The 13,481-nt window shown below is 57.8% G+C and carries 11 protein-coding genes; 2 read left to right on the plus strand and 9 right to left on the minus strand.

Features of this window, described 5'->3' with window-relative positions:
• Positions 1-22 precede the first annotated feature (22 nt).
• The 9 genes from AO068_RS11740 to AO068_RS11780 form a co-directional block, all read right to left on the minus strand.
• Positions 23-427: an ExbD/TolR family protein gene (locus tag AO068_RS11740; protein WP_058401144.1), complete on the minus strand. Its 405-nt coding sequence runs from the start codon at positions 425-427 to the stop codon at positions 23-25.
• A gap of 1 nt (position 428) precedes the next feature.
• Complete coding sequence (locus AO068_RS11745; RefSeq protein WP_058401143.1) at positions 429-1,115, minus strand: MotA/TolQ/ExbB proton channel family protein; 687 nt, start codon at positions 1,113-1,115, stop codon at positions 429-431.
• Between the two features lie 11 nt (positions 1,116-1,126).
• Complete coding sequence (locus AO068_RS11750; RefSeq protein ID WP_058408434.1) at positions 1,127-1,954, minus strand: energy transducer TonB; 828 nt, start codon at positions 1,952-1,954, stop codon at positions 1,127-1,129.
• Positions 1,955-2,245: 291 nt separating this feature from the next.
• Positions 2,246-3,454 (minus strand): glycerophosphodiester phosphodiesterase, encoded by a 1,209-nt coding sequence (locus AO068_RS11755; RefSeq protein ID WP_227447928.1) that lies wholly within the window; start codon positions 3,452-3,454, stop codon positions 2,246-2,248.
• A 182-nt stretch (positions 3,455-3,636) separates the two neighbouring features.
• Positions 3,637-4,776 (minus strand): hypothetical protein, encoded by a 1,140-nt coding sequence (locus AO068_RS11760; RefSeq protein WP_058401141.1) that lies wholly within the window; start codon positions 4,774-4,776, stop codon positions 3,637-3,639.
• A gap of 645 nt (positions 4,777-5,421) precedes the next feature.
• Complete coding sequence (locus AO068_RS11765; protein ID WP_058401164.1) at positions 5,422-7,338, minus strand: methyl-accepting chemotaxis protein; 1,917 nt, start codon at positions 7,336-7,338, stop codon at positions 5,422-5,424.
• Between the two features lie 432 nt (positions 7,339-7,770).
• Entirely contained in the window at positions 7,771-9,489 is a 1,719-nt protein-coding gene (gene poxB, locus AO068_RS11770; protein ID WP_058408435.1) for a ubiquinone-dependent pyruvate dehydrogenase, read from the minus strand.
• 151 nt (positions 9,490-9,640) lie between these two features.
• Entirely contained in the window at positions 9,641-11,530 is a 1,890-nt protein-coding gene (mrdA, locus tag AO068_RS11775; RefSeq protein WP_044322311.1) for a penicillin-binding protein 2, read from the minus strand.
• Between the two features lie 138 nt (positions 11,531-11,668).
• Complete coding sequence (locus AO068_RS11780; RefSeq protein ID WP_058401139.1) at positions 11,669-12,097, minus strand: winged helix-turn-helix transcriptional regulator; 429 nt, start codon at positions 12,095-12,097, stop codon at positions 11,669-11,671.
• 88 nt (positions 12,098-12,185) lie between these two features.
• Between AO068_RS11780 and AO068_RS11785 the strand changes: the two genes are divergently transcribed.
• Entirely contained in the window at positions 12,186-13,043 is an 858-nt protein-coding gene (locus AO068_RS11785; protein ID WP_058401138.1) for an SDR family oxidoreductase, read from the plus strand.
• 97 nt (positions 13,044-13,140) lie between these two features.
• Positions 13,141-13,449 carry an RcnB family protein gene (locus AO068_RS11790; protein WP_057404684.1) on the plus strand — a complete coding sequence of 103 codons (309 nt, stop codon included), beginning with the start codon at positions 13,141-13,143 and terminating at the stop codon, positions 13,447-13,449.
• Positions 13,450-13,481: the final 32 nt, after the last annotated feature.

The following is a 13,481-nucleotide window of genomic DNA, read 5'->3' on the forward strand; positions in this document are numbered from 1 at the left end:
CTATTAATCGGAATTGCCGGAATCAAGGGCTTTCGGTGATTACCGCCAGGCGCGTTATGCCGGATCGCTGCACATCGGCGAGAACCCTGGCAACGCGTCCGTAGTCAGTTGCCGTGTCGGCACGCAGGGTCAGCGCCACGTCGGGGTCATTGGTATGCAGATTCTGCAGGGCGTCCGGTAATTGCTCTTCGGCTACAGGCTGGTCGTCGACAAACAAACCGCCTTTGGCGTCAATGCTGATGGCCACTGGTTTGGCGTCGTCCAGCGGCGCGGTGGCCGCTGTCTGCGGCAAATCAAGCGGTATGGCATTGGTCAATAACGGTGCGGTCACGATAAACACCACCAGCAGCACCAGCATCACGTCGACCAGAGGCGTAATGTTGATATCGCTGATCGCGTCGTCGCCCTGGCTTGAGGAGAAGGCCATTTCAAGCAACCCCGCTGAGGCTGCGAGTACCGTCGCGCTCGCCTTTCAATCTGAAGGCATGGCGCTGGGCGCGGTTCAGCAGATCGATTGCAAAGGCGTCCAGATCGGCCACCATGAGCTTCAGACGGCGGTTGAAAAAGTTGTAGGCAAGTACCGCCGGTACTGCCACGGCAATGCCGATACCTGTGGCGATCAAGGCCTCGCCGATTGGCCCGGCGACCACGGCAATGCTCGCTGACTTGGCGGTACTGATGGCCTGAAGGGCATGGATGATGCCGAACACCGTACCGAACAGGCCGATAAAAGGAGCCGTGCTGCCGATTGAGGCGAGCACGATCATGCCGCTTTCAAGGTTGCGTCGCTCAGAGTGAATCTGTTGATGCAGGCTACGCTCCAGCAGCTCCTGGCGGCTCCAGCTGTCAGCCGGTTCGTGACCGTCCTGACCGCCGGAAAGCGCTTGCGTGGTCACTTGCGCAAGACGTGCCAACTGGCTTTTCTGCGGACCGCTGTGCAGCGCTGCGTCGAAATCCTGAGCTGCCCAGAAGGCCTGCGTGTAGCGCTTGTTCTGGTTTTTCAGCCTCCCCTGCTGCCAGGCTTTGAGCAGCAGCACAGCCCAGGTTGCCAATGAGAACAACAGCAGGATGCCCATGGAGCTTTGCTGAATCAGTGTTGAATAATCGATTGTCATGGTAAGGCGCCTCAAGGAGCGAGCGTGAAGGCAAGCGGAACGTTGACCCAGCCATCGACCGGGCTGTTGCCGCGCTTGGCAGGAGTGAATGACCACTGTCGAACGGCCGCCTTGGCCGCATCGTCCAGCGCCGAAAAACCACTGGACTGAGCCACCTCAATCTGGTCCGGACGACCGCTGGCCAGCACATGCACGCGCAGCAGTGTGGTGCCTTGCTGATGGCGTTTGGCGGCCGCAGGCGGATACACGGGTGGCGGATTGTTCAGATAACCGGCGCGGCCGATGGGTGCCGTGGCAGGCGGTTCGCTGCTGGCTGGCGGTGCAGGCATGGGCTGCTGTGCCGGTATCGATTGGGGCGCAGCAGCAGGCACTTGCCTCTCGGCTACCTGTTGCTGTGCTTTTTGTTGTGGCTTGGCCTGTGGCTTGGCAGGCTGCGGACGTGGTGTCTCAGGCTTGGGTGCGGCGGCCAGGGGTTTGGCTGGCTCTGCCGGTATAACGGGTGGCGGTGCCGTGGGTTGCTCAACCGCAGGAGCCGCTGCGGCGGGCGTTGCTGGAGCAGGCGGCGTGGGCCTGGCGACCATTTGCATCGCGATTGGCATGGGCCGGGTTATCGGCGGTAACGGTTGCGCGGGCGCACTGTTGCGAAACCAGAGAAAACCCGCAGCATGGACAGCCAGTGCAATAACGCATGCCAAGGCAACATGACCCACGCCAATGCGCGGCACAGCGATTGCCGGTAACGGCACCGCCGGGGCATCGAACCTGCCTGCTGGCAACATGGGCAGCAGATCGTCGCGACAGGGTTGTGGCGGACGACGAGATAGAAGTAACGCGGGCATGACATCACCAATCCGGGACGAAATAAATAACGGCGCGCCGCTTTCAAAAGGTTTTAAAAAGCGTGCCGATGCTACGCTTTTCTATATGTACTTATTGTGACGAGAGGGAAGTTAGTTGACGAAACAACAGTAAGATTATTTCATGTTGCGTTTCAGGAAAATCGTTAGATAGCACACTATCTAGTGTGAGCATGTTTCGAAACGAGTGTCGCCCTCGCTGTCGGCCGGACACGGCATGCGCGTCCGGCCGGCGCGATAAAAATGTTCGTTAACAAGACCGTCATTAAATAATCAGTTTGAAATCAGGCTGGTATTTCGACGGCCATCATTTCTGAGCGCCGACACGGCGGTAACAGGATCGTCGGTAATGATGTAGCTGAAACTCTTGCCTGCGGTGTTCATGATCCAGTTGAGGCTTGTCCGGTTGTCGCCTGTCTCCTGCCCATAGCCCTTCTGGGACTTCCAGAGCCAGTACTTGGGTTCCGTACAGCAATGGCCATCCGCGGCAAAGAAGCTATAGTATTTGGTTTCCGCCACAGGCTGATAGGCACCCATGGTTTTTACATCGTGCTGGGTTCTCATCGCATAGTAGCTGTTCATGATGTTGTTGAGCGGGAATCTGAGCGTGCTGTCATATTCCTTGAGGCGCACCTCGGTCGCATAGACATAATCCTTGTTGTAATAGCTTTGCCAGTTCAACAGCGAATTGGCCGCCCCGCCGCTGGTGTCGATAAAGTCTGCACCGAACACCGGAATCAGGCGAAAACGGCCAGCTTCGCTCTGGGCATTCATGATCCCTTTGGATTCGAAGCTGGCAGCGTTCATGCCAATCGAGTTGACAGGCATTTTGAAGTACACCCAACGCTCGGCCGGTGTTCCCCACCAGTTACTGTGAGTCTTCACGCTCTGCCAGGCTTTTTTCGCCGCGTCGATGTTCTTGACGTCAAGCAACAGGATCATCGCGATCTTGTCGCGCTTGATCGCGTCCAGAATGGCATCGAAAGACGGCAGTTTCTGGTTGCTGTAGCCATTCAAGGAGGGATGCCGAAGCGAAAGATTCAGGGTGTTTCCAAAGTAATTCGACAGGTTCGGGTTATAGCCGCCATGACCGTAAGGGTCATATTCAGTCGAATTCGCGGTCGTGTAAGCATTGGTGGTCCGACCGAGGTTGGTATCATGCAGGACGATTACATTCCCGGCCCGGTCCAGCTGAAGATCGATTTCCGAACACTCGATTCCATTGGAGGCAGCCTGCTCAATGGAGGCAATCGAGTTCTCAGGCACATCACGCAACCAGTCGGGGTGAGAGTTGGTACCGATGGCGGTGCCGTGCAGCCCCCGGTGCGCGCAGACAATCGTAAGGTCATTATGGGCATCTTTGAGTATCCCGCCGATCTTGTCAGTGTTGTACTCTGCCAATGCAATAGAGGGCGCTACTATCAATACCGCCGTGCACAGTAGAACTATTTTCGGTAAGCAAAACATAATGTTGACTCCCATAAGGTCAGAATGGAATTAACTGCTGTACGGGCGAAGGCAAGACAAAAAAAAGGCAAGGAACGGGCGGAGTCGTGCTCGACTCTTCTGGCTTTAACAGACTTTAAATGGTCATTTTGCTCGAGCTACCGCGTGACATTTCGTTAATACAACTTCACGCGTGCAGCCACTTTGTTTACCGGAGCCTAGTCAGATGGCTCCGATGACCAGTCCTTTACTGACACCCCTTGCACATACACCGAAGGTGGTGCGGGAGGTGCTTGCGTGGGGGACAGCAGAGCGCCGGTATCAGGGTCGTAGTAGAAGATCTCCTCGATGCTGTCGATGCTGACTTTCAATCGACCTCTGTGCAGGTCGTCATCGACGTTGACGATGCGTTTGGTCCCAGTGGAACAGGTCACGCTGGCGCCACCCGCAAAGCCTTGCCCCTCTGCCCCGGCGGGTTCGATCAGGCACATTGCACCATCCGGACGAGCGATCTGCAGCGCGCCTTGTGGCGTGATGCGATGGGTGTAGACCGGACGACCATCAGGGCCGACCGTGGTAAATGACTCGCCGCGCTCAAAGCGCCTTTCCGGGGTATCGATACCTTTCACGCCCACGATGTTATGCAGCAGCAAACCGTCCGTGCCGATGTAGTAGTGAGCGATTTGCGTGCCGGTGTTCGCGGGCCAGCGCAGGTGCATGTGCATATGGGGCGGTGCATCTTCATGGCCGTGTGGGGCATTGGTGTCGAAGCCCATGATCTGGATTTTGCCCAGCCCCTGGCTTTGCACGTATTGGCCAAGCCCAAGATCACGTACCGCCTCGCGCTGCGCGAACTCCAGCACGTTGGCTGCAGCACGCTGAACGGACGGAAACGAGTCCTGCACGTAAAGGCCCGCGCGGCGTGCCGGGTCGGCATGTTCAAAGCGCAGGACCATGCCCGGCTCAACGATGTGCGTAGAGACCTCGGATGCTGTTATCGCATCCACTGCCAGAGGCGGCAATACCACATACAAACGTCCGCCATCGAGCCTGAACGGTATATCACCACTTTCCAGAATCACGCGCGAGGTATTCGCCACCGCTCCGTCGAAACCCAGTTCAAGCGTCCTTGAACGCGGTACTTTCAGCGCTATGACCGTCTCGCGCGGGTTGTCGGCGTTCCAGTAAGGGTCTGCCACCAGCCTGCACGTGGCACAACTTGCCGGGTCAAAGCGCAAGCCAGGACCTTCTTCACGCTTCACGAATTTGATGACGGCAATGACTGACTCGTCGCTGGCCGGTGCAGAAGCAGCTAACGCGAGACTCGCGCTCAGCATGGCGCTCGCCGCCAGTGCCATTGTTGTTCCATACGTCGTCATGCGTCAGACATCCGTTGCGGCATGCCTACACCTGCAATCAACTGAACAACCATCAAAAACTGCGCGTTCATAGGCAAGCCACTATTCAGGTGGGACGGATAAACCAAGTCTCGCAGTGGGCATTGGATCCGCACACTATCAAGACGAAACGGGTGGACTCGGAAAGTAACGCATCAATAAAGCTTCTGACCTAAACAGGGTCAGGGCATTCTCACGCCGACGTACTCACCAGCGCGAACACGGCAATGTGCCAGTGAACTAACGCGTCGAAAATACTCCCTTACATTTGATATTACTGTAGGGAAGCGATGTGACAGATTGAGGACATTAACGCACGAAACACCGGCATGGTTAATATGATCAGGCAACTAACAATATGACGCGCAGCATGTAGTGAACAGCGTCGAACATAAACTTTTTTTAAAATTGTAGGCGTGCGTGTCGATTACCCACTTATGTCGAAAAGATGACCGTCCACTTTATATTCTTTGAGTCCCGAAAGCATGCCGAGCCAAGCCGTCGCACAAGAACTGCCACGCGAATTCCTGCCGCCCGACGACCACTACAAAAAAGCCCGAGAGCTAACGCTCCCAGGCCTCTGAACACCCAACAAACCCCTTATCGTCAGCTCACTTTAAAGCGTCCCACCAGCCCCTGCTGCTGCTCAGCAAGCCTGGCCAGTTCACGACTCGTGACTGCTGTCTGCTCGGCACCTGCACTCACCTGAATGACCAGCGCGTTGATGTCATTCACGTTGCGGTGGATTTCTTCGGCCACCAGGCTTTGCTCTTCGGCAGCAGATGCAACCTGGATGTTGCGGTCACTGATGGTCGCGATGCCTTCGGCGATTTCTTCCAGCAGTTCGCCAGCGCGTACGACGTTGCTGGCGCCCTCTTGCGCCTTGCCCAGGGTTTCCTGCATGGACGCGGCAGCACGTTCGGAGCCGGACTGCAGGTTGGCGATCATGTTCTGGATGCTGACCGTGGAGTCCTGAGTCTTTTTGGCCAGGTTGCGCACTTCGTCGGCCACCACGGCAAAGCCGCGACCTTGTTCGCCCGCACGCGCTGCTTCGATGGCTGCGTTGAGGGCCAGCAGGTTGGTCTGGTCGGCGACGCCTCGGATGACATCGAGCACCGAGGAAATGGCGTTGCTCTCGCCCTTGAGCTCGTCAATGATTCGTGAAGTCTCTTCAGCCTGGACCGAGAGCCCTTGAATCAGGCCGATGGTGTTGTCGATCTCGGTCTTGCCCTGCACGGTACTGTTATTGACGCGCTGCGACATCTCGGCCGCGTCGGTGGTGCTGCGCGCAACGTCCTTGACGGTGGCGCTCATCTCGCTGATGGCTGTGGCGACCTGATCGGTGCCCAGGCGCTGCTGCGCGACGTTCTGGCTGGTCTGCAACGCCACCGCAGAAGACTGCTCGGCGGCGGTGGCGACCTGTGAGGTAGCGCTGCCGATTTCGCGGATGACCTCGCTGATCTGTTGCGCCATGTTGTCCAGATTGCGTGATATCTCGCCGAACTCGTCTTTACCGGTGTAACGGGTTCTGGCGGTCAGGTCGCGGGTGGATAGCGCAACCAGCGTGCGGTTCACGTCGACCACTGCAACCTTGATATTGCGGATGATCACCGACGCCAGCCACAACACTACGATCAGCATCACGATGACAGTGGCAACCGCTATGTAAAGGCTGCTTTGAGCGGCGCTGCGTGCATCGGTGGCCAGGCCTACGACAGTCTGACCCAATTCCGCTTCAACCCTGGCCATCAGGTCTATGCGGTTGGTGGAAAGGTTGAACCAGTCTTCGGGCTTGATGTTGAGCGGGTCGCCCAGGGGTGTATCGAAACCCAGACGTTGCAGGCGGGCAACTTCAAGTGATCCTGGTTGTTGCAGAACATCATTCAGCCTGGTTTTGAATGCTTCCGGGGACCAGCGCTGGAAGGCTTCGAAGTAACCGGAGAACTCTCCAAGGTTACGACTGAAGCGTGATAACAGCGCTGCGTCGAAGCGATTCTGGTTGAAAGCCAGGCCCAACAACACCCGTTCGCGACCCGCGCGCTCTTTCATATCCACGAACTGATTGAGCGAACTCAAGGCGCGCAGTATTTGCGGGTCTTCAATGCTCGCTTCCATCGAATAAGTAAACCCGATGAGCGTTTTGATGATGTCAGTGAAACGCGTGCCGGATTCAGTATTGTTGATTGCCAGCGCATCGACTTTGAGGCGTAACGCGATCAGGTCATCCAGCGCGCGGTTTACTTTTTCCGGCCCGGGAATTCCCTCCGTCGATTGCGCACGCATCTCGCCCATCGCCTGGTCGGTTTCCTGACGAAATGATTTCAATTTGTCTTGCATGGACTTGCCGCCACTGCCCAGGAACACGCCACTGGCACCGCGCTCGCGCTGGATGGTGGTGACGACGTTGCTGAGCTTCTGTGCGGCACTGGTGGCCGTCACTGCGCGCCTCATATCGCTGAGGTTCTCGCTTTTATCAGCGACGAAAATACCTGCGAAGGCAAGAAAGCCCAGCAGGGGAAACATTAAAATAAGCAGCAGTTTCATACTCAAAGGAGCATTTCTAAGCATTGCAGACCTCATGACGTGCAGACGTTCTATAAAGACGATCCGAGGCCTAACGTTCTGTATTTTTCGACGTTTTTTAATAGCCAGAGATGATTCGGTAATTAGCCTGCCTTAGCCGGTCTTGCTTCCGTCCCATTGTTTCGGCTGAGGGCAGCCGAGCTTTACCAAACTATTTATCTTGACAATTCACACCACAAGATTAATGAAGACGAGTATTCGAAAATGCGCGGGAATTTTGGATCCACAAGAAGTGCAATTAACATTAACGGCAATAAACCAAGATGCAAAACATAACGCCAGACAACGTGGTCACCTATAAATGAGATGACCACAGTGTCTGGCGAGAGGAAGGCGGTTTTTCTGATTCCGCCTGTCACGTTGCCCGGATTATTAGCGCAAGTTGGTCTTGGCCAGTTCCAGCACTTCACTGCCGCGCCCGCTCATGATCGCGCGCATCATGTACAGGCTGAAGCCTTTGGCCTGTGCCAGTTTGATTTTCGGCGGGATGCCCAGCTCCTGCTTGGCAGTGACCACGTCGATCAGCACCGGGCCTGGATGATCGAACGCCTTGCGCAACGCTGCAGGCAGCTCTTCGGCGTTCTCCACGCGCAGGCCGAGCATGCCTGCGCCCAAGGCGATACCGGCGAAGTTGGTTTCATGCAGGTCGGTGCCGTGCGGCACATAGCCGCTGGCTTTCATTTCCATGTCGACAAAGCCCAGCGAGCTGTTGTTGAACACCACCATTTTGATCGGCAGGTTCAGTTGACGGATGCTCAGCAGGTCGCCCAGCAGCATCGACAGGCCGCCATCGCCACACAACGCCACCACCTGACGATCAGGGTGCTCGGCCTTCGCGCCCAGAGCCTGAGGCAAGGCGTTAGCCATCGAACCGTGGTTGAACGAGCCCAGCAGGCTGCGTTTGCCGTTCATGTGCAGGTAGCGCGCAGCCCACAGCGTTGGCGTGCCTACATCGACGGTAAAGATCGCATCAGCGTCCGCTTGCTCGTCGACCAACCGAGTGAGGTACTGCGGGTGAATAGGCGTACCGTCTGGCGTAGGCGTGGCCAGTTCGTCAAGCTCTTCGCGGGCCTTGGCGTAGTGCTTGAGGGCCTTGTCGAGGAAGCGGCGGTCGGCGTGCGGCTTGAGTTTTGGCTGCAATGCGTCGAGGGTTTCCCGTACCCCGCCGACCAGACCGAGCGCCACAGGCGTACGGCGACCCAACTGCGTAGGGTCGAGGTCGATCTGGATGATGTTGGCTTTTTCGGGGTAGAAATTCCGATATGGGAAGCTGCTGCCGAGAATCACCAGCGTGTCGCAGGAGAGCATGGCGTGGTAGCCGGAGCTGAAACCAATCAGACCGGTCATGCCGACGTCGAACGGGTTGTCGTACTCAACGTGCTGCTTGCCGCGCAAGGCATGAACAATGGGAGCGCCCAGCGTGTCGGCCAGTGCGAGGATCTGCTCGTGAGCACCCGCACAGCCTGCACCGCACAGCAAGGTCACGGCTTTCGAGTCGTTGAGCATGTCGGCCATCGACTGCAAGTCGTTGTCCGCTGGAACGACAGTGGGCGGCGTGGCCTCGATCCATTTCGCAGCTACATCAGGGGATTCGCTGAGCGCCACATCGCCGGGCAAGACGATAACGGCCACACCTTTCTGGCTGATCGCCGCGCGCATGGCACGTTCCAGCACACGCGGGAATTGCTCGGGTTTGCTGACCAGTTCGACGAAGTGGCTGCATTCCTTGAACAGCTCCTGCGGGTGAGTTTCCTGAAAGTAATCCAGGCCGATCTCCGAGGAAGGAATGTGCGCAGCAATCGCCAGCACCGGCACGCGGTTGCGATGGCAGTCGTACAGGCCGTTGATCAGGTGCAGGTTGCCCGGTCCGCAGCTGCCTGCACAGACCGCAAGCTTGCCGCTGGATGCCGCTTGGGCACCGGCGGCGAAGGCTGCGACTTCTTCATGACGGGTGTGCATCCAGCGAATCGAATCGGTACGTTCCAGGCTGTCGGTCAGGCCGTTGAGGCTGTCACCGGACACCCCCCAGATGTGGGAAACACCTGCCGCTGCGAGGGTTTGCGCAAGATGGTCGGCGATGGTCTTGGACATTAGGGGTTCCTTGTCGAGGCAATAATGAATTCGGTAAAACGCGCGCAGCGCTCTGCCACGCCTATTGTGGTCGACCCGATGAATTCTCGACAGTTCAGAAAACCTGAGCCCTGTTCAGGGCTCGGTCAGACAGTTTGCCTTGGCAAACAATTCAGGCGTGCGGGTTGCCCGGCGCCTTGGCAGGGACTGCGTATTGCGGTTTGAGCTTGCCCTCGCTGTCGAGCAGCCAGGCATCGAGAATTTCCCGGACCACAGGGCCCGCGACTCGACCGCCCGCCTCGCCGTTCTCGATGGTCACCGACACCACGATCTTCGGATGATCGGCCGGTGCGAAGCCGACGAACAAGGCGTTGTCACGGTTACGCTCCAGCGTCTTCAGACGGTTGTAACGCTCACCCTGCTTGATCGCCACCACCTGCGCCGTACCGCTTTTGCCAGCGATGCGGTACTGCGCGCCCTTGGCGGCATCGCGCGCAATGCCGCGCGGATCGTGCATGACCATCTGCATGCCGGTGTTGACCTGATTCCATTCGTTGGGATCGCGCAGCACGATGTTTGGCATCGGGTGCTCATCAAGCGGCACGTCGTGGCCTACTTCCATCGCCAGGTGCGGTCGATGCCAGACGCCTTTGCTGGCAATCAGTGACGTTGCCTGAGCCAGTTGCAATGGCGTGACCTGCATGTAGCCCTGGCCAATGCCGAGAATCACCGTTTCGCCCGGGAACCAAGCCTGGCGGCGTGTAGCGCGTTTCCATTCGCGGGACGGCATCAGCCCGGCCGATTCCTCGAACATGTCCAGCGAGACCTTTTGGCCGATGCCGAACATGGTCATGTAGTCGTGCAGGCGGTCGATGCCGAGCTTGTGCGCGACGGTGTAGAAGTAGGTGTCATTAGACCGCATGATCGCCGTGTCCATGTCCACCCAGCCATCGCCGCTGTGGTTCCAGTTGCGGTATTTGTGGTCAAAGTCCGGCAGCTGGAAGTAACCGGGGTCGAAGACCTTGGTCGAGGCCGTGACAACACCGCTGTCGAGACCGGCAATCGCTACTTCCGGCTTGACCGTCGAGCCCGGCGCGTAAAGGCCACGCAGCACCCGGTTGAACAGCGGCCGGTCAATGGAATCGCGCAGCGCAGCGTACTGCTTGAAGCTGATGCCGGTGACGAACAGGTTGGGGTCGAAGCTTGGTTTGCTGACCATCGCCAGCACTTCGCCGGTTTCCGGGTCCAGCGCAACCACCGAACCACGTCGATCACCCAGAGCGTTTTCCGCTGCGGCCTGCAAATGCGCGTCCAGCGTGAGGGTGATGTTCTTGCCCGGCACCGGGTCAGTGTGTTTGAGCACCCGCAGCACGCGGCCCTGGGCGTTGGTTTCGACCTCTTCGTAGCCTACGTGGCCGTGCAGCTCGGATTCGTAGAAGCGCTCGATACCGGTCTTGCCGATGGATTGAGTGCCGCGATATTCATTGTCGAGGTGCGACGCTTCTTTTTCGTTGATGCGCCCGACATAGCCAATCGAATGGGCAAAGTGCGCGCCCAGCGGGTAGTGACGAACGAACTGCGCTGCCACATCCACGCCCGGTAGCAGGTACTGATTGACCGCGAGTGTGGCGATCTGCTCTTCGGTCAGCTCATACAGCAGGGTCGCAGGCTCAAACGGGTGACGAACCTGTTTCAGTTCCTTGTCGAACAGAATCCGGTCTTCGTCGGGCAACTCCAGCAGGGTCATCAGTTCATCGATCACCTTGTGCCAGTCACCGGCGCGCTCACGGGTCAGGGTCAGGTTGAAACTGGGGCGATTGTCAGCGAGCACTTCGCCATTGCGGTCAAAGATCAAACCGCGCTCGGGCGGGATCGGCAACACATGCACGCGGTTGTTTTCGGAAATGGTCGAGTGGTAATCGAACTCGGTGACTTGCAGGAAGTACATCCGCGCGACCAGACAGGCAGCCAGCAGGCCGACCAGCACCGCGCAGGCAATCAGGCGCTGATTGACCAGCCGCGTCTCTTTTTCGTGGTCTTTCAGGGGAATTGGATTGGGCATTTCTACAGCTTCTCGGTGAAGGGCAAACGGCGCAACTGAACGTGTATATAAAGATTTCGGCGCGCACCATACCAAGAAGCGGCTGATTGCAGGCGATTGAGCCGACAATCGCAGGATGAAAAATCTGTCAGAAACGGCTCATTCAAGCGTGGTCTGCACCGTGTTCGCGGCCTCACGGGCCTGCATGATGCGCGGCAGATTGGTCTCGATCCAGGTGGCGAGTGTTTCAACCTGCAAGGCGACTTCTTCGCCCATTGGGGTCAGCCGGTATTGAACATGCGGCGGCACCACCGGCAGTGACTTGCGGCTGACGAAGCCGTCCTGTTCCAGATGCTGCAGGGTTTGCGCGAGCATTTTCTCGCTGACCCCGCCAATTTTGCGCCGCACCTCGCTGAAACGATGCATGCCGCCGCGCAAAACCACCAGCACCAGCACGCCCCAACGGCTGCAAACATGGTTGAGCACTACCCGTGAAGGGCAGTCAGTGGCCAGTACCTGCCCCTGACGAACGAAGGCCAGCATGGACTCGACCGTTTCAGACTGTGGATGCGAGGCAGATTCACTCATGACACTTACCTTTTTGTACGTACTTACGAAAGGTAAGCATCATGACTATGCTGGTGCTTCCTTTCAACCTGATTCAAGGAATCCTTCCATGATCGTTGTCACCGGTGCCACTGGCCAGCTTGGCCGTATCGTCATTGAACAGCTGCTCACTCGTGTACCTGCCGGGCAGATCATTGCCGCAGTCCGCAGCCCGGAAAAGGCCAGTGACCTCTCGGCAAAAGGCGTTCAAGTGCGTCATGCCGACTATTCGCAGCCGTCGACGCTGGACAGCGCGTTTGCCGGTGCAGACAAGGTGCTGCTGATTTCTTCCAGCGAAGTGGGCCAGCGCCTGCCGCAGCACAAGGCCGTGATTGATGCGGCGAAACGCGTCGGGGTCAAACTGCTGGCTTACACCAGTGTTCTGCATGCAGACGCCTCGGCACTGGGCCTGGCCAGAGAGCACCGCGAAACCGAAGACTACCTGCGCGCCAGCGGGCTGCCTTATGTCCTGCTGCGCAATGGCTGGTACACCGAAAACTACACCGCAGGTATTCCAGGCGCACTGGCCCATGGCGCGGTCATGGGCTGTGCCGAAGAGGGCCGCATCAGTTCGGCTTCGCGCCTCGATTACGCTGAAGCTGCGGCGGTGCTGCTGACCTCCGGCGAGGATCAGAGCGGTCGCGTGTACGAGCTGGCTGGTGACGATTCCTACACCCTTGCCGAGTTCGCTGCCGAGCTTTCAAAGCAGGCCGGCCAGCCTCTGCCTTACGTCAACCTGCCGCAAGCCGAATTCGAAGCCGCGCTGATCCAGGCAGGCTTGCCAGACTTCGTTGCGCAGTTACTGGCCGATTCCGACGCGGCAGCAGCCAAAGGCGCGCTGTTCGATGACAGTCACCAGTTGAGTGCGCTGATCGGCCGCCCCACCACCAGGCTCTCTGCAACCATCGCCAAGACCCTGCAAGGCTAAGCGCGGCAAACCCGATCGAATGATTTGCAACCGTGAGGGTCCCAGTTATTACGAGGCATTAAGCCATCGCCTGATACCAAAGACTGGGAGTCTTTACATGAATAGCAAATCGTTGATCGCCTGCATGACCTTGCTCGGCTGCTTCTCCGCCGTCACCCTGCCCGCTCACGCAGCAGAGACGGCGGACCCGAAAGTAGCCGAATCCAAAGACAATATGCACGAACTGGAAATCGGTTCCCGCGTACCGGAAAAATATCGCCGCAGCGATCTGGAAGTAAAAGACTGGAAAAGCAAAGGCCTTGAAGCACCAGCCAAGGAAAGCGAATGGGTGAAGATCAATGACAAATACGTCCGCTTTCAGAAGGTCAACGGCAACATCATGGATATCGTGCCGGTGAAGAAGTAAGGCTTACGCGCTTCGCTTTTTACGCTCTGCGT

The organism is Pseudomonas sp. ICMP 3272, assembly GCF_001466905.1.
In the GTDB taxonomy this organism is placed as follows: domain Bacteria; phylum Pseudomonadota; class Gammaproteobacteria; order Pseudomonadales; family Pseudomonadaceae; genus Aquipseudomonas; species Aquipseudomonas amygdali.

Coding starts and splice junctions, on each gene's coding strand:
- mrdA (WP_044322311.1), bottom strand. CDS start 11,530: ATGCCCAATCCAATTCCCCTGAAAGACCACGAAAAAGAGACGCGGCTG.
- AO068_RS11760 (WP_058401141.1), bottom strand. CDS start 4,776: ATGGCACTGGCGGCGAGCGCCATGCTGAGCGCGAGTCTCGCGTTAGCT.
- AO068_RS11740 (WP_058401144.1), bottom strand. CDS start 427: ATGGCCTTCTCCTCAAGCCAGGGCGACGACGCGATCAGCGATATCAAC.
- AO068_RS11765 (WP_058401164.1), bottom strand. CDS start 7,338: ATGTTTCCCCTGCTGGGCTTTCTTGCCTTCGCAGGTATTTTCGTCGCT.
- AO068_RS11790 (WP_057404684.1), top strand. CDS start 13,141: ATGAATAGCAAATCGTTGATCGCCTGCATGACCTTGCTCGGCTGCTTC.
- AO068_RS11780 (WP_058401139.1), bottom strand. CDS start 12,097: ATGAGTGAATCTGCCTCGCATCCACAGTCTGAAACGGTCGAGTCCATG.
- AO068_RS11785 (WP_058401138.1), top strand. CDS start 12,186: ATGATCGTTGTCACCGGTGCCACTGGCCAGCTTGGCCGTATCGTCATT.
- AO068_RS11745 (WP_058401143.1), bottom strand. CDS start 1,115: ATGACAATCGATTATTCAACACTGATTCAGCAAAGCTCCATGGGCATC.
- AO068_RS11750 (WP_058408434.1), bottom strand. CDS start 1,954: ATGCCCGCGTTACTTCTATCTCGTCGTCCGCCACAACCCTGTCGCGAC.
- AO068_RS11755 (WP_227447928.1), bottom strand. CDS start 3,454: ATGGGAGTCAACATTATGTTTTGCTTACCGAAAATAGTTCTACTGTGC.
- poxB (WP_058408435.1), bottom strand. CDS start 9,489: ATGTCCAAGACCATCGCCGACCATCTTGCGCAAACCCTCGCAGCGGCA.